General features: G+C 46.1%; 8 protein-coding genes. 7 read left to right on the forward strand and 1 reads right to left on the reverse strand.

The features are described 5' to 3' along the window. Window positions 1-144: 144 nt before the first annotated feature. The 7 genes from FLA_RS04025 to FLA_RS04060 all read left to right on the forward strand — a co-directional run bounded on the left by FLA_RS04025 (window position 145) and on the right by FLA_RS04060 (window position 23417). Window positions 145-19392, forward strand: coding sequence for an Ig-like domain-containing protein (locus FLA_RS04025; RefSeq protein ID WP_096510718.1), 19248 nt, complete (start codon window positions 145-147; stop codon window positions 19390-19392). A 5-nt stretch (window positions 19393-19397) separates the two neighbouring features. Then, window positions 19398-20357 (forward strand): PorP/SprF family type IX secretion system membrane protein, encoded by a 960-nt coding sequence (locus FLA_RS04030; RefSeq protein WP_076382931.1) that lies wholly within the window; start codon window positions 19398-19400, stop codon window positions 20355-20357. Between the two features lie 240 nt (window positions 20358-20597). Further along, window positions 20598-21236, forward strand: a complete 639-nt coding sequence (locus FLA_RS04040) for a hypothetical protein (RefSeq protein ID WP_076382929.1) — start codon at window positions 20598-20600, stop codon at window positions 21234-21236. 21 nt (window positions 21237-21257) lie between these two features. Continuing rightward, window positions 21258-21602: a winged helix-turn-helix domain-containing protein gene (locus tag FLA_RS04045; protein ID WP_076382927.1), complete on the forward strand. Its 345-nt coding sequence runs from the start codon at window positions 21258-21260 to the stop codon at window positions 21600-21602. Between the two features lie 45 nt (window positions 21603-21647). Continuing rightward, complete coding sequence (locus tag FLA_RS04050) at window positions 21648-22409, forward strand: ferritin-like domain-containing protein (protein WP_076382978.1); 762 nt, start codon at window positions 21648-21650, stop codon at window positions 22407-22409. After that, a complete protein-coding gene (locus FLA_RS04055) occupies window positions 22399-22764 on the forward strand; it encodes a diacylglycerol kinase family protein (RefSeq protein ID WP_076382925.1) in 366 nt (121 codons plus the stop codon). Before FLA_RS04050 ends, FLA_RS04055 begins: the two co-directional genes overlap by 11 nt. Next, window positions 22761-23417: a DUF1361 domain-containing protein gene (locus tag FLA_RS04060; protein WP_076382923.1), complete on the forward strand. Its 657-nt coding sequence runs from the start codon at window positions 22761-22763 to the stop codon at window positions 23415-23417. Before FLA_RS04055 ends, FLA_RS04060 begins: the two co-directional genes overlap by 4 nt. 389 nt (window positions 23418-23806) lie before the next feature. Here FLA_RS04060 and FLA_RS04065 read toward each other — a convergent pair whose 3' ends face one another. Further along, window positions 23807-24691: an alpha/beta fold hydrolase gene (locus tag FLA_RS04065; RefSeq protein ID WP_076382921.1), complete on the reverse strand. Its 885-nt coding sequence runs from the start codon at window positions 24689-24691 to the stop codon at window positions 23807-23809. Window positions 24692-24749: the final 58 nt, after the last annotated feature.

The raw sequence follows: 24749 nt of genomic DNA on the forward strand, positions 1-24749 counted from the left end.
ATATTATTATCTGTTGTCGATTAAATTTTTTGCTTTCTCTTGTTTATTTCGTTTTAACTATTATTTTTAATATTCGATTGGCATTAGTAACGATTGGAATTAGCCGACAGCTGAGCATAAGAGCCGTACCTGTAAACTTATATTATGTTATCCGCTAGCTGTCCTTATGATCAAACATCCAATATCCATAATTATATAAAGTCACTACTACTGGGCGTAGTGTGTTTGTTCTTCTCGCTGCGGGGTAAAGCAGAGGGTAGTAAAGACATGTATCCTTCGGGAGCTTCCGGGTACCGTGCGTATCTGAACAGTACTACTATGGCTAGTGCTACCAACCCCTTTCCCACAGCGGGAACCATGAAGGTGTACGTGAAAGCCGGAGAGTCTATATATGTAGGTTCCAGTGCGCAGGGCGTGGGTAATGGTACTATCAACCTGCGGGCGCCTAATGGTAATACGTATACCACCGGTAATGGTGGCTTGTTAAGTTTAGGAGCAGGTGTTATTAATAACCGTACACAGGAATTGCTGGGGCCTTTGGTTTTGGGAGGATGGGTGCCGGCTATATTTACGGTAGGTGCTTCCGAAGCGGGTATATGGGAAGTCGATTTTGTTGCCCCAAGCACTACTTCCAATACATCGCCCAATACGGTTGCTGCCAACGCCAACTGGACACAGCCTACCAACTCCAATTATATAGCGGCTTTCGATGTTTCAGTAAGGAACAGCAATAACACTGCGTTTATTACAGGGCGTGTGTTTACCAATGTTTTTACGGGTATTCTCGGGGCTTATGACATAGGCTTTAACACTACCTTTCGCGTATTAACCAAAGATGGTTTTTTATATACTGTAAATAACAATGGACAGGCTGGTAACGGCTTTTCCTTTTTTGCGAATAATAAGGGCTTTCAAAATTCTTCAGGCGCGCCTTCTTATAAAAGCGTAAACACTTTAACAAGCCTGGCTACCAAAGACCCACGTACAGCAGACACGCAAACAGATATTACACAAAAAATATTCTTTAATACACCGGCATCTGACCTGCCGGCCACCGCCGCTTCCCTGCTGGGAACTGACTGGTTGTTAACTACGCCAGTAAGCCCTGTTGCATCCGCTGTATCCTTTGCTGGTATAGAAGGAACGCCTAATACGGCAGGTACTAACCCCGCTGGTGGTAATATTACTTTTACAGCTAATCAGGCAGGCAACTTTGCCGTTGATCTGGATTTAAACAACAATGGTGTGTATTCCGATTCGGTTGACCGAAGGCTTACGGGTATTGCTGTTGCAGGCACCAATACTGTTTATTGGGATGGGTTAAATGGGAAAGGTGTAAAGGCAGGTGCCACTGTCAGTACCAGCACGCCTATTAATATGCGGGCTATACTGTTTGGAGGTGAAATTCATTTCCCCTTTCTGGATGTGGAGCGAAATGTGAATGGTATTATTATTACCCGAACGAATGGATCGGGATCGGGAGATAACACGGTGTATTGGGATGATACCAATATCAGCACGGTGGGTACTCCTTCCAATCCATTAAAAACAACCATCGATGGGTTAAGCAGTACGGTGAACGGCCATAGGTGGGGCACGGCAGGTGCCGGATCCACTGAGTTTGGCGATGTGCGTGGATTGGATACATGGGCTTATGTATTAAGCGCGCCTGCTACTTCCAGTGCTACTATTACATTAAGGGAAGCCGATTTGCAGGTGGTGAATGTAACCAGTAATGCAGCTTCGCAGCCTTGCCAGGGTACTACCATTACGTATACTATCCCTGTAAAAAATAATGGTCCTGATGCAGTTACCGGTGCTAAGTTTGCCTTTACTTTCCCGGCAGAATTTACTAACGTAACCGTGTCCAGCTCCTTTACCAGTGGTACTTCTACCGTATCCAGCGGTACTACTACTTCTACTGCATACAATGCCAGCTTAAATATGAATAATGGTGCCATAGTAACCTTTACGGTAACCGGTACTATTTCTACCATACCATCAGGCGGTTCACTGGTTACCAAAGCGAGTATCATGCGTCCGGCTGATGTAACTGATCCTGATGCTACTAATCCGGATGCCGCAGCGCCCACCGATCCACAGTCGGAGTGTGATGCTTTGCCATCGGGTGTTGGCTGTAATAATATTATTAATACCTCTACACAGATATATGCTTTTCCTACAACTGCTAATGCAGGTGCAGCACAAACATTATGTGCAGCAACCAGCACTACACTGGCAGGTAATACACCTGCTGTAGGAACAGGCGCGTGGAGTAAAGTCAGTGGTCCGGGAACGCCTGTGTTTGCGAATGCAGCCACACCGGGCACATCGGTTACTGGTTTAACAACCGGAACCTATGTGTTCCGCTGGACCATATCCAATGGCAATTGTGCTGTCAGTACGAGTGATGTGCAGATTACTGTACTGGCTGCATTGGCAGGCAACACCATTACTGCACCCACTGTTACTACGTTTTGTACCAGTGGAGACGCAGCTGTTATTTCAGGAGCCACACCTACGGGTGGCACGGGTACGTATACTTATCAATGGCAAAGTTCTGCCGATGGCACTACTTTCACTGATATCAGCGGGGCAACAGCTGCCAGTTATGATCCGCCTGCTATTTCCAGTACTACTTATTATCGCAGAGGAGTAGCTTCAGGGATATGTAGCACAATGCTATACAGCAATGCGGTCACTATTACTATACAACCTGCCATAGCGGGCAATAGCATTACTGCACCGGCCACTACCACTTTCTGTGCCAGCGGCGATGCAGCAGTGATCACAGGCAGCACACCAACAGGCGGCAGTGGAACTTATGCCTATCAGTGGCAATCATCTACTGATAATAGCACTTTTACAGACATTAGTGGCGCAACAGCTAGCAGCTACGATCCGCCAAGTACCACGGTAACTACTTATTACCGTCGCTCCGTTACCTCAGGGGCTTGTACGTCGGCGTCTGTCAGCAACGTTATTTCTATAACTATTAATCCGGCATTAACTGCAGGCTCAATAGGTAGCGATCAGTCATTTTGTGTGAGTGGAGATCCTGCTGCATTTACACAGTTATCGGCAGCCACGGGTGGTACGGGAACGTATACTACCCAGTGGCAAAGCTCAGTAACCAGTGCCAGTGCCGGATTCTCTAATATATCAGGTGCTACAGCTGCTACTTACGATGCGCCGGCTATTACACAAACCACCTGGTATAGAAGAGTGTTAAGCTCCGGTAATTGTGCCGATGCCATCAGTAATGTAATTATGGTTACTATTAACCCGGCACTTACGGCAGGTTCTGTCAGCGCAAACCAAACATTCTGCGCCAGTGGCGATCCTGCTGTCTTTACACAAACAGCGCCTACGGGTGGCACAGGCGCATATACCTACCAATGGCAGGTGTCAACAGATAACTCCAGCTTTAGTGCTATATCCGGAGCTACAGCTGCTACCTACGATGCACCGGCAGTGTCCCAAACCACTTATTACCGGAGGGTAGTAACTTCCGGTACCTGTTCTGCTGTAAACAGCAACACCTTAACCGTTACCGTTACGCCTGCTATCTCTAACAACACTATTGCCGCCGGCCAAACCATTTGTTCCGGTACTGCGCCTGCGGCATTAACCGGCTCTACGCCGGCTAATGGAACCGGAGCGTATACTTATGTATGGGAAAGCAGTGCAGATGGGGTAAGTAACTTTACCACTGCTGCTGGTAGCAGCAATGCACAGAATTATACGCCGGGTAACTTAACACAAACTATTTATTACCGCAGACGGGTTAGCTCCGGCACGTGTGCTGATGCTATCAGTAATGTGCTGCAGATCACTGTGAATGGTGCTGCAACAGGAGCCAATGCAGGCCCCGACCAGGGACCGGCTAATATTACCAGCGCCACCCTGGCAGCCAATAGTCCAACTACCGGTACAGGTAAGTGGACACAGGTATCTGGCCCCAATACTGCCAGCTTTGTCAACGATGCCCAGTTCAACACAGTGGTGAACAACCTGGTTCCTGGAACATATACATTCCGCTGGACCATTACCAATCTCCCTTGTGCGGCGAGCACTGATGATGTGTTGATAAAAGTAAACAACGCACCGGTTGCACAGAATGATGCGGTAACCACCAATGAAGATGTGGCGGCTACTATTGCTGTGCTGGCGAATGATTCTGATGCTGACGGCACTTTAAATACTTCTTCTGTTACCATTGTTGCCGGCCCTGCACATGGCACGGCTGTAGTGAACGGCAATGGAACAATAACTTATACTCCTGCGGCCAATTATAATGGCGCGGATAACTTTACGTATACTGTACAGGATAACCTGGGCACAGCTTCGGCTCCGGCATCAGTAGCTATTACGGTTACCCCGGTGAACGATGCACCGGTTGCTGTAAATGACCAGGTGAACCTTACCGGTAATGCAAGCTTTACAGTAAATGCACCTGGTGTATTGGCCAATGACACTGATGCGGATGGCGATCAGCTGGTGGCTTCCCTTGTAACCACTGTTACCAGAGGTACACTTACCTTAAATGGTAATGGATCGTTTACTTATACCCCTGCAACAGGCTTCAGTGGGCTGGACAGCTTTATCTATCGTGCCTGCGATGCCTCCAATGCCTGTGCTACAGCCACGGTAATACTCAATGTGGCGAATGGCAACCGCACTCCTGTGGCAACGGCGGATAGTTATACGCTTGCCGAAGATGGTAGCCTTACTACCACCGGCACCGGTGTATTAAGCAATGATACCGATGCAGATGGCGATGTGTTAAGTGCTACGTTGGTGAGTAACGTAAGTAATGGAACCCTGGTATTAAACTCCAATGGAACGTTTACCTATACGCCTGCGGCTAATTTCAATGGCACAGACCAGTTCAGTTATAAAGCGTGTGATCCTACCGGTGCATGCTCTTCTCCTGTTACCGTTACCTTTACTGTAACATCGGTGAATGACAAACCGGTTGCTCAAAGCGATGCTTATACTGTGAATGAAGACCAGGTGCTTACCGTAGCAGCCAGAGGTGTGTTATTAAATGATACCGATGTAGATGGCGATGTGCTGAGTGCATCTGTGGTTACTGCACCTGCCCATGGTACGCTGGTGTTAAACACAGATGGCAGCTTTACCTATACGCCTGCTGCTAATTTCAATGGAACAGATCAGTTCAGATACAGGGCCTGTGATGGCGGATCGCCACAATTATGTGATACCGCAACGGTATCTGTTACCGTTAATCCGGTAAATGATGCGCCGGTAGCAGCAAACGATAATTATACTACGCCGGAAGATCAGGCGTTAAGTATTGCGGCGCCAGGTGTATTAAGTAATGATACGGATGTGGACGGCGATGCCTTAACTGCCGCCATTGTTACCAATGCTGCTAAAGGAACGGTTACGCTGCAGTCTAATGGCAGCTTCCTGTATACGCCTAATGCTAATTATAATGGTTTAGACAGCTTTACCTACAGTGTGTGCGATGCCTCTAATGCCTGTGCCACCGGAAAGGTATACTTAATCGTGAGTGCCGTAAACGATGCGCCGGTAGTTTCCAATGCATCTTACTCCGCTACGGAAGACCAGGTGTTGACTATTGCCGCTCCGGGATTGGTGTCTAACGGATCGGATGTGGACGGTGATGCTCTAACTGCTGCGCTGGTTACACAGGCGCAACATGGTACAGTGGTGGTGAATGCCGATGGCTCGTTCACGTATACACCTAACGCCAACTATAATGGTTCGGATGTATTTACTTACCAGCTTTGCGATCCATCCGGAGCCTGTACACAGGCAACCGCATCTGTTACCGTAAGCCCGGTAAATGATGCGCCGGTAGCAGTGGCTGATAATTATACCGCAACGGAAGATGTGACGCTGAACGTGAGTGCAGCCAATGGTGTGCTCAGTAACGATACGGATGTGGATGGAGATCGTCTTACCGCTTCCCTGTTAATACAGGCGGCGCATGGATCGGTAACCATGAATGCTGATGGTAGCTTTAGTTATACCCCGGCAGCTGATTACAATGGTGTAGACAGCTTTACCTATCGTGTATGCGATCCTTCTAACGCCTGTGCCACCGGAACCGTTAAATTCAATGTAACGGCTGTGAATGATGCTCCGGTTGCAAGGAGAGATGCTTATACAGTGGCAGAAGATTCTGTATTAACTATAGCAGCGCCTGGTTTATTATTCAACGATTACGACGTAGATGGCGATGCATTCACAGCTTCCCTGTCGGCCCAACCCGTGCATGGAGCTGTAACGGTGAATGCCAATGGCAGCTTTGTATATACACCGGCAGCCAATTACAATGGCACCGACAGCTTTACTTACCGTGCTTGTGATGCAGGAGGTTTATGCAGCACTGCTACCGTGATATTAACTGTAACAGCAGTGAACGATGCGCCGGTAGCTGCTAATGATAGTTATACTACTGCTGAAGATACCCGTTTGGATATTGCTGCACCAGGTGTGCTGACAAACGATAGCGATGTGGATGGAGATGCCATTACCGCATCGGTGGTAAGAATGCCTGCTAATGGAACATTAACCCTACACGCCAATGGTAGCTTTAGCTATACTCCATCGCTCAATTTTAATGGCAAAGACAGCTTCGATTACAGGACTTGTGATGGCAGCGGTGCCTGCTCGGCTACCGGCACAGTGGTGATAACTGTAACCCCGGTAAATGATCCTCCGGTAATTGCGGGAACTGTTACTTATTCCGGCACAGAGGATATTACCCTGAATGTAGCAGCGCCTGGTTTATTATTTAATGCATCAGATCCTGAAAACGATCCTATTTCCGCTTCTGTAAATACCCAGCCTTTACATGGTACATTAACGGTAAATGCCAATGGCTCGTTTACCTATGTGCCTGCGGCTAATTACAATGGTACTGACACCTTCACTTATAAAGTTTGTGATGCATCCAATGCATGTAGCATTGGAACAGCTATCATTACAATAGCCGCGGTGAACGATGCACCGGTGGCTGGTAATGATGTATTACCGGCTACATTGGAAGATGTTGCGGTGAATATTCCGGCAGCTACCCTTCTGGTTAATGATTCCGATCCGGAAGGAGATGCTTTAACCATAAGTATAGGCTCACAGCCAGCTAACGGTACGTTGGTGCAAAATGGGGATGGCAGCTTTACTTATACGCCTGCTCCTAATTTCAACGGAGTAGACAGCTTTACCTACAGGGTATGTGATAATGGTTCCCCTTCACTTTGTAGCATAGGTACCGTTCGTATACCGGTAACTCCGGTAAATGATAAACCATCTGCTGTGACAGACAGGTATACGGTGAATGAAGATGCCGTGTTGACCGTTGCTGCCCCGGGCGTACTGTTTAACGACAGTGATCCGGATAATGCACAGAATACCCTGACAGCTTCTTTGGTGCGTAACCCGCTGCATGGCACAGCTACTATAAATGCCAATGGCAGCTTTACTTACACGCCTAATGCCGATTATAATGGCATAGATACTATTGCTTACCGCGTATGTGACCCGGATAATAGTTGCGATACAGGCCTGGTAATTATTTCTGTTACGTCAGTAAATGATGTGCCTGTAGCGGTAAACGACAGCTACAATAATTTACAGGAAGATGCCACCTATACCGTAACTGCGGCCAATGGTGTATTAGCGAATGATACAGATAAAGATGGCGATGTGCTAAATGCATCTGTTGTTACCGGTCCGCTTCATGGATCACTGACACTGAATGCTGATGGCAGCTTTACGTATACTCCGGTAGCAGATTACAACGGGCTGGATAGCTTTATTTACAAAGCCTGCGATGTATCGGGTGCCTGCGCTCAGGGTACGGTTACCTTTACCATTGCTAATGTAAATGATGCACCGGTTACTTTACCCGTTAACTACTCAGTGAATGAAGATCAGCAGCTGGTATTAACACAGCAACAGCTGATATTTAACGACAGGGATGCCGATGGTGATGCGTTGACGGTTACAGCAGTAACTCAACCGGCACATGGCACGCTGGTTCAAAATGGTAATGGTACTTATACTTATACGCCGGCTGCAAACTATAATGGCGTAGATAGCTTTACTTATACGGTAAGTGATGGTCATGGGGGAGTAGCAACCGGAACGGTTCAGTTGACTGTAAACCCGGTAAATGATGCGCCGGTGGCTGTAAACGATCAATACCAGGTTACAGAAGATCAGCCATTTACTGCAACAGTGAATGTGCTGGCTAATGATACAGATGTGGATGGTGATGCCTTACAGGCTAATTTATTGGCTGCGCCATTACATGGCTCGGTAACCTTTAACAACGATGGAACATTTACATACACACCATCGTCCAACTTTAACGGAACAGATAGTCTTACCTATATAGTAAGTGATGGAAAAGGTGGCACAGATACAGGTACAGTGGTATTGGTGGTAGCACCGGTGAATGACAACCCGGTTGCCACTAATGACAGTTATACCACCAATGAAGATGTGCCATTTACAGCAGCTGCTCCGGGAGTGTTGTTTAACGACACTGATCCGGATATCAGCACCAATGCACCAGGTCAGCAGGATGTGCTTACCGTAACTGCTGAAACCAAAGCCACTGCCAAAGGCGGTACCGTGCAGATAAATGCCAATGGTTCCTTTACTTATACGCCGGCGGCTAATTATAATGGCATAGACAGCTTCAGTTATACGGTAAATGATGGTAAAGGCGGACAGGCACAGGGTACCGTTATTATGACGGTGCAGGCTGTAAATGATGCGCCGGTAGCCACAAACGATAGCTATACGCTGGCAGAAGACACTCCGTTAACCACCACGCCGGCCAATGGCCTGCTGGCAAATGACACAGATGTGGATGGAGATGCTTTAACCGCAGCATTGCTGGATAATCCATTGCATGGAACGGTAACCATTAATGCCGATGGTACATTCACCTATTCTCCTAATGCCAATTATAATGGTGGCGATAGCTTCACCTATACCGTAAGTGATGGTAAGGGTGGAAAGGATACCGGTACGGTAACACTTACCGTTACTGCCGTAGATGACCCGCCGGTAGCCAATAACGATAATTATTACATTGCAACCAATGGTACCCTGAGCATTGCAGCTCCAGGAGTATTGCAGAATGATGTGGATGTGGATAGTCCGCTGAGCGCCGAGCTGGTGAGCGGTCCATCAACCGGGTTAACCTTTAATTCCGATGGCAGCTTTGTATATGTAACGCCAACCGGCTTTGTGGGTACGGTAACGTTCAGTTACCGCCTGTGCAGCACTTGTACACCTGCTACGGTTACATTGAATGTAGGAACCAGCAACAGGCCACCTGTAGCCAACGCCGATTCATATACTACTGCAGAAGATAACGCGCTTACGGTGAATGCACCGGGCGTATTAGGTAATGATACAGATCCGGACGAAACAGGTACGCCAACATTGTCAGCCAGACTGGTAACCAATGTGTCGCATGGCACTTTACAGCTGAACGGGGATGGTTCGTTCTACTATGTACCTGCCCAGGATTTTAACGGTACGGATAACTTTACTTATCGTGCCAAAGATGCCAATGGCGACAGCAGCGATGCTACGGTAACTATTACCGTAACCGCTGTAAATGATAAACCGGTTGCTAACAACGACAGCTATACCATAGATGAGGATACCCAATTAACCGGTAATGTAGGTAGCAACGATACAGATGTGGATGATGTACCAGCTGCATTGACTTATACTTTAGTACAGGCTCCTGCGCACGGTACTATGGTGTTGAACGCCAACGGTAGCTTTACCTATAATCCAAATGCTAATTACAACGGCGCTGATGCGTTTACCTATAGCGTATGTGATGCTGCGGGGGCTTGTTCCAATGCTGTAGCTTCTATCAGCATAACAGCTGTGAATGATGCGCCAGTGGCTGCTCCGGATTCTTATAGCGTAACAGAAGATGTGCAACTGGTTGTGCCTGCGGCTACAGGTGTGCTGGCTAATGATACAGATGTGGATGGTGATCCTGTGGTAGCAGTATTGGTAACTGCAGCTCATGGAACACTGAATTTACAGCCGGACGGGTCGTTCACTTATACTCCTAATGCCAGTTTCGCTGGTGTGGATAGTTTCAGTTACCAGGCCTGTGATCATGGTACGCCTGCCCAGTGCAGCGCACCTGTAATAGTGATATTGAATGTTGGTAACGTGAATGATGCTCCGGTAGCTGGAAACGACAGTTACACTACAGCAGAAGATACAGCGCTGGTAGTGGCTGCGCCAGGTGTACTGGCTAATGATACAGATGCGGATGGCGATGTGTTAACTCCGTCTGTACAAACAGGTCCTTCACATGGTTCACTCACCCTGAATGCGGATGGCAGTTTTGTATATACACCAAACGCTAATTACAATGGATTTGATCAGTTCAGCTATACTATCAGTGATGGTAATGGTGGTGTGGATACCGGCCTGGTTTCTATTACAGTAACCGCTGAAAATGATAAGCCTATAGCCAATCCGGATACATATGATGTAACAGAAGATAGCACCCTTACGGTGGGTGCCGCTAATGGCGTACTTAAAAATGATATCTCTGTGGATGGTGGAGTGATAGTGGCTATATTAACCCAGCCATCAAAAGGCAGCATAACATTACGTTCTGATGGGTCCTTTATATATATACCGCAACCTAATGCCAACGGAGTGGATTCGTTCAGCTATCAGGCCTGCGATGTAAACCTCTGTTCTGATCCGGTAACGGTTCGATTCAGTTTTGTAACGGTAAATGATGCGCCGGTAGCAGTAACAGATAGTGTTACTGCTGTAGAGGATGTTACATATAACAGTACCGTTTCTGTGATGGCAAACGACACCGATGCGGAGGGTACTTTTGGATTAGCAGTAACACCTGGCACCACTACCGACGGAAGGGGGACACTGGTAATGGCGGCTGATGGTAATTATACCTTTACACCTGCGCCTGATTTTAATGGTATAGCTGAATATGCTTATCAGTTGTGTGATACCGGTGGATTATGTACACAAGGCCGCTTAATTATAACGGTTATAGCTGTAAATGATGCACCGGTAGCTAATCCCGACACCTACCAGGTGACAGAGGATAGCACTCTGCGCGTAGATGCTTCGGCAGGAGTACTTGCCAATGACTATGATGCAGACGGTGAGGCTATTGTGTCGCTGGTAAGTCAGCCATCTAAAGGCACACTTCAGTTAAATGCAGACGGCTCATTTATATATACACCTCAATCGAATGCTACAGGGATAGATAGCTTTAGTTACAGGGCTTGCGATCTTTCAGGCGCCTGCTCGGCAGATGTGACGGTGAAATTTGTGATAGGCGATGTAAATGATGCTCCGGTGGCGGTAAGTGATACCGCTACAGTGGCGGAAGACGGCTCCGTAATCATTAATGTACTCGCCAATGATACAGATGCCGATCAGGGCCAGGTGTTAACGGCCACGCTGGCTGCTGCGCCTGCGCATGGAACGGTAGTGCAAAATCCGGATGGCACCTTTACCTATACACCGGATGCCAACTATAATGGTGCAGACTTCTTTACCTATACTGTTTGTGATAATGGCACACCGCAATACTGTAGCAATGGTACCGTGAATATTACGGTAACGCCTGTAAACGATGCGCCTGTAGGAGTAGCTGATAGTTATGTTGTAACGGAAGACTCTGTATTAACAGTGGCAGCGCCGGGTGTTATGGGTAACGATTCCGATCCTGATGGAGAGTCTATCTGGTCAGCTTTGGTAACCAACACTGTTCACGGATCGGTGGTGTTGAACAACGACGGCTCGTTCACTTATACACCGGTTGCTGATTACAACGGATTAGATTCGTTTACCTATAGGGTACTGGATGCAACGGGTGCGTCAGATACCGTAGTAGTAGCTTTAACAGTAACAGCGGCAAATGATGCTCCGGCCGCCGTAAATGATGGGCCGTATAACGTGAATGAGGATGCAGTATTAAATGTTTCGGCGGCGAATGGAGTGCTGGCCAACGATACTGATGCAGATGGGGATGCGCTTACTGCTGCTATAGCCAGCCAGCCGGCACATGGTACGCTTGTGATGAATGCAGATGGTAGTTTTGTATATACTCCTGATGCTGATTATAACGGTACAGATAACTTCACTTATCGTGTTTGTGATGCGTCACAGGCTTGCACGGTAGGTTCGGTTTCTATTACTATAGCGCCACAGCCTGACAAGCCGGTTGCTGTAAATGATGCTTATAATGGAATGGAAGACGCACCATTACAGATTACAGCGCCAGGTGTGCTGTTGAATGATAAAGATGCGGATGGCGATTTACTGGTAGCCTCAGTTGCTACAGGGCCGCTGCATGGTTCATTAACGTTAAATCCTGACGGTAGTTTTACCTATACCGGTAACCCGGACTATAATGGCATAGACAGCTTTACCTACAGTGTTTGCGATCCGGGAGGTTTATGTGCAACTGGTACGGTAGTGCTTTCTGTTGCAGCCGTTGCAGATGCTCCGCAGGCAGGTAATATTAATCTTACTGCCACAGAAGATACTCCGCGTCCTATTAATCAGTCGGATATATTAAGCAGCCCGGTTGATGCTGATGGTGATTCGCTGAGCGTGGTAATTAACGGACAGCCGTTACATGGTACCCTGGTGCAAAATCCAGACGGTAGCTATACCTACACACCCGCTGCGAACTATGCGGGAGCAGACCAGTTTACCTATACTGTATGTGATAACGGTAATCCGCCATCGTGCTCAACCGGAACTATCTATGTTACTGTAAATGCAGTGAATGATGCTCCGGTAGGCGCAGGCGATAGTTATACGGTTTCGGAAGATACCACCCTGGTGGTACCTGCTCCGGGCGTTATAGCCAATGACACGGATGCAGATGGCGATCAGATGACGGTGACCCTGGTAACGGGTACGGTGCATGGCAGCGTAACCCTGCAACCTGATGGCGGTTTCCGTTATACGCCAGAGGCTAATTATAATGGTGTGGATAGTTTTGTATACCGTGTATGCGATGCATCAGGAGCCTGCTCTAATGCTACAGCGCTGATAAACATTACTGCAGTCAACGACGCACCGGTGGCGGTGGATGACAATTTCACGGTAATGGAGGATATGCCGGTTACATTCCGTCCGGACACTGTGCTGGTGAATGATTATGATGTGGATGGCGATGTGCTTACACCACAACGTATTGGAACATTGGCGCATGGTACGCTGGTTACCAATGCGGATGGCACCTTAACCTATACTCCTGATCCAAACTTTACAGGTGTGGATAGCATCCAGTATAAGGTGTGCGATCCGGGAGGACTTTGTGATACCGCCTACGTGCGTGTAACAGTTTTACCTGTGAATGATGCACCGGTGGCCGTAAACGATACGTTGACAACAGATGAAGATGTTCCGCTGAATATTACTGCCCAGCAATTGATGCAGAACGACAGTGATCCTGATGGCGATGCTTTAACCCTGGTAATACAGGGAGCGCCGGCGCATGGCACTATCAGTTCTGGTGGTAATAATGCCTATGTGTATACCCCAAATACCAATTACAATGGCGTGGATAGCTTTGTATACCGCGTATACGATCAAAGCGGTGCTTTTGCCGATGCTGTGGTGAGAGTGGTGGTGCGTTCTGTAAATGACAGGCCTACTGTGGTAAGCGATGTATATACTACTGCCTATAATACACCGGTGAGTGGCAATGTGTTGGCCAACGATAGCGATGCAGACGGCGATCCGTTAACTGCTTCGCTGGTAACGCAGCCATTGAACGGAACTATTACGTTTAATGCAGATGGTGCATTTACCTATACGCCAACAACAGGCTTTAGTGGTACGGAAACCTTTACCTACCAGGCCTGTGATACGGCATCGCCGCAATTATGCGATAGCAAGCTGATCAGTATTACCGTGCAGGCTCCTGGAAACAGGGCGCCGGTAGCACAGGCAGATAGCATTGCTACCATACAGGATACCCCTGTAAGTGGTAATGTATTAAGTAATGACAGTGATGCCGATATGGATACGCTTACCGCAACCGTGGTAACAATGCCGGCACAGGGTACGCTGGTGCTGAACGGCAATGGCAACTTTACCTATACCCCGGCTGATGGATATACCGGTGTGGATAGCTTTACCTATAAAGCCTGTGATAACAGAACGCCTGCTTTGTGCAGCGATGTAATTACAGTTCGTGTGAAAATTGTGCCGCCTAATAGTCGTCCGGTGGCTATGCCTGACACTTACACGGTGAATGAAGATGATACCTTACGGGTGGCAGCTCCGGGTGTAATGGCTAACGATGTTTATGCAGGCGTGAATGCAAATGATACACTCACTGTTAACACCGTGGTGCCACCTGCACATGGAACAGTAACCATAGGGGATGATGGATCATTATTATATATCCCAGCTCCAAACTTTAATGGAAAAGATTCGATTGGTTACCAGATTTGCAGTGCTATCAATACCTGTGATGTGGCGCTGGTGATTATTACGGTGAATGCTGTAAACGATGCACCGGTGGTAGGGGCAGATGTATATGGTAATGTGCAGGAAGATGTGCCATTTATCACTACTGCTGCAAATGGTGTGTTGGTCAATGATACAGATGCGGATGGAGAAACACTGACAGCATCACTGGTAACGCCACCATCTAATGGCACCGTGGTGCTGAATTCCGATGGTAGCTTTACCTATACTCCTTATGCTAACTACAATGGTGTAGACAGTTTTGTATACAAAGCATGTGATGCTTCGGGATCCTGCGTTTCGGGAACGGTTAAGCTTACAGTCTTGGCGGCTAACGACGAGCCGGTAACGACGCCGGTTTCTTATACCGTGAATGAAGATGAAGCACTGACACTGACCGAGCAGCAGATTACATTTAACGACCAGGATAGTGACGGCGATTCGTTATACATTGCTTCGGTGCAACAGCCTGCGCATGGTTCGTTTGTGAAAAATACAAACGGCACTTATACCTACACGCCGGCTGCTGATTACAGTGGTGCAGATAGTGTAGTGTATTTTGTAACAGACGGCAGCGGAGCGCAGGTGAGGGGAGTGATCTACTTTACTGTAAGTGCCGTGAATGATATGCCGTTGGCAGCTGACGATAGCTATACGGTTGCAGAAGATATACAGTTAATGGCTACTACCAGTGTATTGGTCAACGATACTGATAAAGACGGCGATACTTTAACGGCTTCTGTATTGTCAGGACCTGCTCATGGTAGCCTTGCATTTAATAGTGATGGAACGTTCACTTATCAGCCTGGTGCCAATTATAATGGAACAGATACCTTTACTTACCTGGTGCATGATGGCAAGGGCGGCAGTGATACTGGTTTAGTTACTATTACTGTAACTGCGGTGAACGATAGTCCGGTGGCTAATGCAGATAGTTATACTACTATGGAAAATACACCTTATACCTCTACGGGTAATGGGGTGTTGTTTAATGATACCGATCCGGATATTGTTGCTGGTTCAGGGGCTGCCGACGTGTTAAGCGTAACTGCGGAAACGAAAGCTACAGCCAAAGGCGGTACCGTGGTGCTGAATGCCAATGGCAGCTTTACTTATACACCTGCCATGTATTTTAGTGGCATAGATAGCTTTACTTATCAGTTGAATGATGGTGCAGGTGGTGTGGCAACAGGAACGGTTACCATGAATGTTACAGGGGTAAATAACAAACCTGTGGCAGTGAACGATACCTATACGCTGGCAGAAGATGAAACATTATCTAATGCAGCCAGTGTGCTGGTGAACGATACCGATCCGGATGGTGATACCTTATATACTATACTGGTAGCGCCACCATCACATGGCATTATTACGCTCAATGCGGATGGAACCTTTAGTTATACACCGGATGCCAATTATAATGGTAGCGATATCTTCTCTTATGCGGCAGATGATAACCATGGTGGAAGAGATACGGCGGTAGTTACCTTTACTATTACGCCGGTAGATGATGCGCCGGTGGCGGCCAACGATTTCTACTATGTAGCTACCGACAGTACATTAACAGTAGCGGCACCTGGTGTGCTGTTTAATGATGTGGATGTTGACAGTCCGCTGAGTGCCGAACTGGTAACCACAGTGGCACCTGAAGCCGGAACGCTTACATTCAATGCGGATGGTTCTTTCGTATTTGTGCCTGCAACAGGCTATAATGGCCCGGCCAGCTTTAGTTACCGCCTGTGCGCTTCCTGTACGCCGGTTGCTGTAACCATTGCAGTAGGCACGCCTAACCAACCACCGGTAGCTGTGGCCGATACTTATACCATTGCAGAGGATGGAGCACTTTCAGTAGATGCGCCTGGTGTGCTGGGTAACGATACTGATCCTAACGAGCCGGGTGTGCCAGCCCTGGCGGCTTCCCTGGTAACAGGAGCCAGCCACGGACGGTTAACCTTACTGGCAAATGGTTCATTTACCTATACACCGGATGTCAATTATAATGGCACAGACAGGTTTACGTATGTGGCCAGGGATGCAAACGGTGCTGTTAGTGAGCCGGTAACGGTAGTGATTACAGTGAGCGCTGTAAATGATGCACCTGTTGCGGTGAACGATGTGGCTAATGTAGATGAGGATAATACACTTAATGGAAATGTGTTAACGAATGATGTGGACGTAGACGACGCCCCGGCTGCTTTAAGTGTTTCAGTAATAAACAATGTGCTGCATGGCACACTGGTGCTGAACAGCAACGGTACATATACTTATACACCACAGGCCAATTATAATGGTATAGATGAATTTACCTACCGTGTATGTGATGCTGGTGGCTTATGTGATGAGGCGGTAGTAACTATTACGGTGAATTCAATAAATGATGCACCAGTAGCGGTAGCAGATGCTTATACTGTTACAGAGGATGGGCAATTGGTTGTTCCTGTTGCTTCAGGTGTGTTAGCGAATGATACGGATGCAGATAATGAGTCTATTGTTGCAGTGCTTACCACTACAGCCAATGGCACCCTGCACCTGTTGCCGGATGGTTCATTTACTTATACGCCAAACGCTAATTTCAACGGCATTGATCAGTTTACTTATCAGGCCTGTGATAACGGTACGCCTTCTTTGTGTAGCGCACCAGTAACTGTTACGCTCAATATTACTGCGGTGAATGATGCACCGGTAGCTGTTGCGGATAGTTATACCACCCAGGAAGATGTTGCCTTAACGGTAGCTGCGCCTGGAGTACTGGCTAACGATACAGATGTGGATGGTGATACTTTAACTGTGGCGGTACAAACGGCTCCTGCGCATGGTACGCTGGTATTAAATGACAACGGAGGATTGGTATATACACCGGATAGTAATTACAATGGTGCTGATCAGTTTACCTATCTTGTAAAAGATGGCAAAGGTGGCGAATCGGCAGCACAGGTCACTATTAATGTAGCCAGCGTGAATGATACACCGGTGGCTAATGGTGATACTTATACCGTATCGGAAGACAGCGTGCTGGTAGTTACGGCTGCTAACGGTGTTCTCAAAAATGATACGGATGCTGATGGCGACGCCATTGTGAGCAAACTGGTGACAGCTGCCAGGGGTAAAGTGACGCTGAACCTGGATGGTTCATTCACCTATGTTCCATTACCCAATGCCTACGGTATCGATTCGTTCAGCTATCAGGCTTGTGACGCTAATGCCTGTTCAGGAATAGTAACAGTTACCTTCCATATTACACCACAAAATGATGCGCCGGTAGCTGTTAACGATACAGTTACCATTAATGAAGATGTAGTGTATACCAGCACAGCTTCTGTTACCGCCAACGATTATGATCCGGACGGAACTACTACTTTAATAGTAACGCCGCAGCATTCTATAGATGCAAAAGGCATACTGGATCTTACTTCTGATGGCAACTTCGTATATACTCCTGCGGCTAACTACAATGGAACTGCTACCTATACCTACCAGGTATGTGATGCCACTTCCCTGTGCGCTACCGCACAACTGGTGATTATTGTGAAACCGGTAAATGATGCGCCGGCAGCAAATGCGGATGCCTATTCTGTTCGCCAGAACGATACGCTGCGTGTTACGGCCATTAATGGTGTGCTGGTGAATGATACGGATGCCGACAATGATCCGCTGAAAGTAACGTTGGTAACACCGCCGTCAAGTGGTCAGCTGACATTGAATGCAGATGGATCGTTTGTATATATTCCTGCTAATGGCTTTGCTGGTACAATAAGCTTTGTATATAATGCGTGTGATAACGCCACACCATCATTATGCGATACCGGTTTGGTTACCATTACTGTGGTAGCCAGAGTGAACCAGGCACCGGTAGCCACTGATGATAGTTACACTGTGACCCAAAATGGGGTACTGAATAATAATGTAATTACCAATGATCGTGATCCGGAAGGCACTGCGTTAACGGCTTCGCTGATTTTGCAGCCACTGCATGGTACTCTGTTACTGAACGCCAATGGAACGTTTACCTATACGCCTGCCAATGGTTATAGTGGAACAGATACCTTCAGCTACCGTGTGTGTGACAATGGTAGTCCAAGTATGTGCGATACAGCCGGTGTTTCTATTACGGTGCGTCCAATACCATTGTTAGGCCTGGCCAAAGCAGTGACCGAAACCAAACAGGAACTGGATGGAAGCTATACGGTTACTTATAAGCTCACGGTTAAAAACTACGGTAATGTGGCGCTGAGCAGTGTACAGGTGATAGACAGGCTTACCACCACATTTGCCAATGTAACTTCATTTACCATGCGTAATGTGATTACGGCAACCGGTGGTTTGATTGCCAATGATGCCTTCGATGGCCGAAACAATACCTTGTTGCTGAAAGCAGGTAGTACGGTGGCTGCTAACGCTGCCGATACCATCACATTCAGTGTAAATGTATTGTTGCCGGCTACTACTGAGAATACCTATAATAACTCGGCTGTAGCTAATGCCATCAGTGCTGTAGGTACAGTGTCGGATATTTCTACCAATGGCCTTGATCCTGATCCGGATGGAAATGGTACACCAGGTGAAGAGAATGTTACACCAGTTACATTAAAAGGTATACCGGTGAAAATACCACAAGGATTCTCGCCTAATAACGATGGTATCAACGACTACTTTGTTATTGGAAATGTTGGATCGAGTCGTATTTCACTGGAAATGTATAACCGTTGGGGTAACCTGATATATAAGAATACAGACTACCGCAATAACTGGGATGGCAGAAGCAACCAGGGACCACGTATAGGTGATATAGTGCCGGATGGAACCTACTACTACATTGTGGTAGTGGATGGAAAAGATAAGTACGTGAATTTCATTACAATAAACAGGTAGATAAAATGAAAAACAGCAAATTGATTTTTATACTCCTGTTGTTGGTAATAGCAGGTTATAAAGCAGGGGCACAGCAGGATGCAATGTATACCCAGTATATGTTTAACCAGCTTGCCTTAAACCCTGCTGTAGCGGGCAGTAAAGATGTACTGAGTGCTACAGCCTTATATCGCAGGCAATGGGTAGGGGTACCCGGTGCCCCGCAAACGCAAACGCTGGCAATAGATGCCCCGGTGCCTGGCAAAAAAATAGGGTTGGGGTTACTCTTGTCTAATGATAAGGTGGGAATTACGCGCACCACCAATGTGTTTGGTAACTATGCTTTTAAAATAGAGATGGATAAAGGAACACTGGCGCTGGGCATTCGCGGCGGCGCCAGTTTTTTCAGGGCCGATTTTACTTCGGTAGATCTGAATGGCAATTCTCCCAATGATCCTGGTTTTATGCAGAATGTCAAAAAGGCGCTCCTCAATTTTGGCGCTGGCGTTTACTATACTACCGATAGGCTGTACCTGGGTGTTTCTATTCCGCACTTGCTGAACAATACCTTGCAGAACAATTCTGCAGTGGTAACCAATCAATTGATTTCCAGGGAATACCTGCATCTTTTTGTAATTGGGGGCTATGTGTTTGATTTAAACGAAGATTTAAAACTGAAACCTTCTTTTCTGTTCAAAGGCAGTAAAGGGGCGCCCATTGAATTAGATCTGAACGCCAATTTCTGGTTAAAAGAGATTGTAGGGGTAGGGCTTTCTTACCGTTCCAAAGCAGATATTTCTATTATGGCTGAAGTGCAGGCCACACCGCGTTTGCGCTTCGGATATGCTTATGACAGAAGTACCACACAACTGGTTAAATTTAACAGCGGAAGCCACGAGCTGATGCTGAAATACGAATTGCCTATTGATATGGGAGGAAAAGCAGATGGCAGCAAAGAAGATAAACCTTCCAAAAGTTATTTTTAAAACGATATAATCCTATTGCCTGGTTGGCAGGCTACCCTTTTTATGTTCCTGGGTTTTCACCAGAATTATCCTGCTAATAAACAGTTTGTTCCAACTGTTTATGGCTAAAAGAAGTCCCGTTTTAATACGGGCTTTTTTTATGCAGGTAAGTGGGTTGTTATTTATTTTTAACAGTCTTCCGGAAAAAATATTTGTACAGTTCCTTCGGTTTTCTTTTACTTTGTACTTCAAAGTAATTTGATGAATCCAGCAGAAATGAATCTCGAAGCCCTCCAGGATATCCGCAAAATGATGGAACGAAGCGGTAGGTTTATCAGTTTAAGTGGTATTAGCGGTGTTATGGCAGGCATATATGCGCTTGCGGGCGCCTGGCTGGCGCATATAGACCGGTTGTTTTTTTTCAGTGAGGAATATGCTACCGAGTATTACTGTAATACCTGTGTTTCTTACAATATGGTGCCTATTGCCATAGGAGTGTTTGTAGCTGCTTTTTTTACAGCTGTTATATTTTCTATTATCAAAAGCAAAAAAGAAGGGGTAGCCATTTGGGGTGGTGCTGCCCGCAGATTGTTGTGGAATACCCTGTTGCCTATAGCAGTGGGTGGTGTTTTTATATGGAGAATGTTATCGCTGAAATATTATGTGCTACTGGTGCCTGCCGCGCTTATTTTTTATGGCCTTGCCATGGTAAATGGCAGCAGATATACCAGGGGGGAGATTAGATATATGGGCTATGTACAAATAGTTATAGGCATAGTTTGTTTAAATAGCTGGCAGTTAAGTATGTATGGTTGGGTATTGGGTTTTGGTGTCATGCACATTATATATGGTGCTGCCATGTGGTGGAAGTATGAAAGAAAACAGGTGAATGAACAATAGCCGGCGTATTAAAAAACAGGTATGAACAATCCGATAGCACATCTGAATAAAGTTTTCGACAGTAGGGTTCGTTTTGGAATCATGAGCACATTACTGATGAGCGATGAAATAAATTTTAATGAATTGAAAGAACTGATGGCGGTTACAGATGGTAACCTGGCCAGTCATATACGAACATTGGAGGATTGTGGTTACCTGGAAGTTAAAAAAGGATTTACGGGCAAAAAGCCCCATACCACCTATGTGGTTACTGTAGCAGGCGAGCAGGCATTGAAAGTGCACCTGGATGCGCTGGAAAAGGTAATTCGTTCCGTAGGTGGCTTTTTTTTGTTTTTATACTTTGTATCTAAAAGTACTTTATTATAAATGGAAAAGATGTATTACTCTATCACACGCTTAAACACCAGTAAGATGAAAACAACGGAGCAATGGATTACGCATTTCCAGAATAATGCCCTGCAGCAAAGGGTGAACTGGAAGCAACAACCTGTTCTTTCTGCAATAGAAAAAGATACCATTGGCCGCTCACTACAGGCCTGGCAGTTGGGCGAAACTTCTGATGGCAGTCATTTATTGAAGGCGGCTACTGCTTATGCCACAAAGTTTAACGATCCTGCTTATGTAGAAGCGGTAAAGTTGTTTATTAAAGAAGAGCAGAAGCATGGGAATAACCTGGGAACATATTTAGACAGGATAGGGGTACCACGTGTTAAAAAAGACTGGGGCGACACATTATTCCGGAAAATCAGGTATCTTAATAGCAATATAGAGCTTTGGACGCTGGCTGTGATAACTGTTGAAAGCACAGCACAGTTGTTTTATCAATCTATGCGGGATGCTACAGGCTGTGCCTTATTAAAACAGGTTTGCAGCGATATCCTGATTGACGAAGCTTATCATATTGATTTCCAGACGGAGCGGCTACGTAACCTGTTCAGAAGCAAAACACCCTTTTGGAGAGCGGTAAGCCGTTGGTTGTATTATCCGTTTTTCTTTTCCACTGCGATTGTTGTTTGGTTAGGCCATAGAAAACTGTTAACTGCAGGCGGCAATACTTTTGAAAAGTATATGTACAGGATGAAGTGTAAGTATAACAGGATTGCCGGCCGTGTTTTTAAAACCAGAACACTATTTCAATATCACAGTATAAGCAGCTATCCTCATGTACAGTAAACAAACATTTTTATCCTCTGTGCTCAATGCCCTTAACGGGCTGTTCTTTTTCATTACCAAAGAAAGGAATGCACGCATTCAGCTGACAGCTGCTGCGGTGGCGGTTACAGCATCTGTGCTATTGCGGATATCGGCCATGCAGTGGATAATAGTGCTTACCTGCATTGGTGCTGTGTTATGCCTGGAAATGGTAAACACTTCCGTAGAGAAATTGTGTGATGTAGTACATAAAGAATACCATCCCGAAATAAGATGGGTAAAAGATATTGCCGCTGCTGCTGTATTGTTGGCTGCACTGGTGAGTGTGATTGCGGGGGCCATCATTTTTATACCTAAAATGCTTTCATTGATATGATAAAGAAACTTACACCATTGGAAAAAATGCTGGCACTGTCTATCCTGTTTAACATGCTGTTGCTGGCGGTACGATTTTATTTTATGCGTGAGCTCACCTATGGCTTTTATGTATGGAATACGTTTCTGGCAGTGCTGCCCTTGTTTTTTAGCCGCATGTTGGCAAAGGTGGAGAAATGCAACCTGAAAGCTATTGTGTTGATCGGCTGCTGGTTATCATTTTTCCCCAATGCACCTTATATGGTCACTGATCTGTTTCACTATGTAGATAATCCGCCTGTTCCGCAATGGTACGATCTGTTGATAGTGGTGCTGGCTGCATGGAATGGCTTGTTACTGGGCATTGTGTCGCTGATGCAGGTGGAGCATTTTCTGATGCGGCATCTGAAACGGACCTGGGTGCAGGTGATAGTAGTGGCAAGCTGTGCTTTATGCGGTTACGGAGTATATATTGGGCGGTACCTGCGCTATAATACCTGGGACACGTTAACCAATCCGGGAAGGTTGCTGGCAGATATTGCACGTTCTGTTCTCAGGCCCCATCAACATACTATGACCTGGGCATTTACTATCCTGTTTGGACTGATGTTTGGCATTGTATACTTTACTCTGAAAGAGTTGCGTGAAAAAAGAGTGTCTGTAGAAGAGCGATAGGTGGCAATGCAAGTAAAATATAACAGGGATAGGTTGCCCATGGGAGGAGTAGAGAATGTAAAATATGTCGGGGATGATCATCATAACTGGGCCACCTATGAAACGAACATGCTTTAGACTCCTGGAAAAATTTTGACCATAAAGAAGAGGTGAGTAGTGGTACCGGAGAAGAAATTCTGGATCTTTCAGGATATGACAAAGGTGCCTTGTTCGATTTGTTTATAAATCATAAAGGGAAGGCAGAAGGTTATAGGGATCGTTTAATCAGCAATGATGTGACCCATAAATTAAATGCTTATGTCAATAGCAGAGAATTTCAGCTAAACAGAATGCGTGGCCAATTATTGACAGATTTAATACCAGAATATTTATTGAATCGATAGAGGATGTTAAAAGAACCGCTTCTCGCCTTCAATTCTACGATAAGAAGATTGAAAGAAAGCATCTACTTTTTTATTGAACTCATCGGGATAAACAAGTGGTGTGCTATGTCCGCTATTAGGGAATATCCATAAATAGGCATTAGGGATATTTTCAAAGATCTGAACAGTATGTCTTACCCTTAACACATCGTGATCGCCAGCCATTACTAATGTAGGAGCTTTGATGGTGTGGAGGTTGCTTACAGGGATATGGGGTTCTTCTACTAACAACCGGAAGAGTTTACGTTGATTTCTTGCTTGTACAGTAGTGTCTCTGGAGTTTTTAATTTTTTCCCAGTCGGGTGTGATCATTGTTACAATTCCCGGGTCAACAGCAGATGTGTCGGGTTCCAGATTGGCACCGGTAATAGCCAGTTTTTTCACCTTCTCCGGGTGTCGTATAGCCAGCAGTAAACCATTGATGCCGCCATCACTCCAACCAATAACATTGGCAGAATCAATATGTAGTGCTGTTAATAAAGCTGCATAATCATCGGCCATCATCTCATAGCTGAGCGAGTCGCTGGCATTGTCAATTGTTTTGCCCTGGGCTCTACTATCGGCAATAATTACCCGGTATTTGCGGGAAAAGTAGGGGATTTGTTTTACAAAGTTATTGATAGAACCTCCGTTGCCGTGAATAATTAAAAGCGGTTCACCTTTGCCATATTGTTCGCAATACATTTTAATACCGCGGATAGTATAAAATTTACCAGCTGCTTTATTGCGCCCATAGATAGTGGTGTCTATCAGGGCAGATATCTCTTTTTTTACTTTGGTGATGTCTTTTTCTGATTGGGCGAATAACACAGATGGTAGCAGGCAGAGGAATAATACGATGAAAGATCTCATATATCCGGTTTTATATTTCGTTATGAAAGTTACTGTTTAATTACCAATAGTGTTAACA

It is taken from the genome of Filimonas lacunae, assembly GCF_002355595.1.
Taxonomy (GTDB): Bacteria; Bacteroidota; Bacteroidia; order Chitinophagales; family Chitinophagaceae; genus Filimonas; species Filimonas lacunae.

Excerpts from the sequence above, each read along its gene's own strand:
- FLA_RS04025 (WP_096510718.1), top strand. The coding sequence starts at position 145 with ATGTTATCCGCTAGCTGTCCTTATGATCAAACATCCAATATCCATAAT.
- FLA_RS04030 (WP_076382931.1), top strand. The coding sequence starts at position 19,398 with ATGAAAAACAGCAAATTGATTTTTATACTCCTGTTGTTGGTAATAGCA.
- FLA_RS04040 (WP_076382929.1), top strand. The coding sequence starts at position 20,598 with ATGAATCCAGCAGAAATGAATCTCGAAGCCCTCCAGGATATCCGCAAA.
- FLA_RS04045 (WP_076382927.1), top strand. The coding sequence starts at position 21,258 with ATGAACAATCCGATAGCACATCTGAATAAAGTTTTCGACAGTAGGGTT.
- FLA_RS04050 (WP_076382978.1), top strand. The coding sequence starts at position 21,648 with ATGAAAACAACGGAGCAATGGATTACGCATTTCCAGAATAATGCCCTG.
- FLA_RS04055 (WP_076382925.1), top strand. The coding sequence starts at position 22,399 with ATGTACAGTAAACAAACATTTTTATCCTCTGTGCTCAATGCCCTTAAC.
- FLA_RS04060 (WP_076382923.1), top strand. The coding sequence starts at position 22,761 with ATGATAAAGAAACTTACACCATTGGAAAAAATGCTGGCACTGTCTATC.
- FLA_RS04065 (WP_076382921.1), bottom strand. The coding sequence starts at position 24,691 with ATGAGATCTTTCATCGTATTATTCCTCTGCCTGCTACCATCTGTGTTA.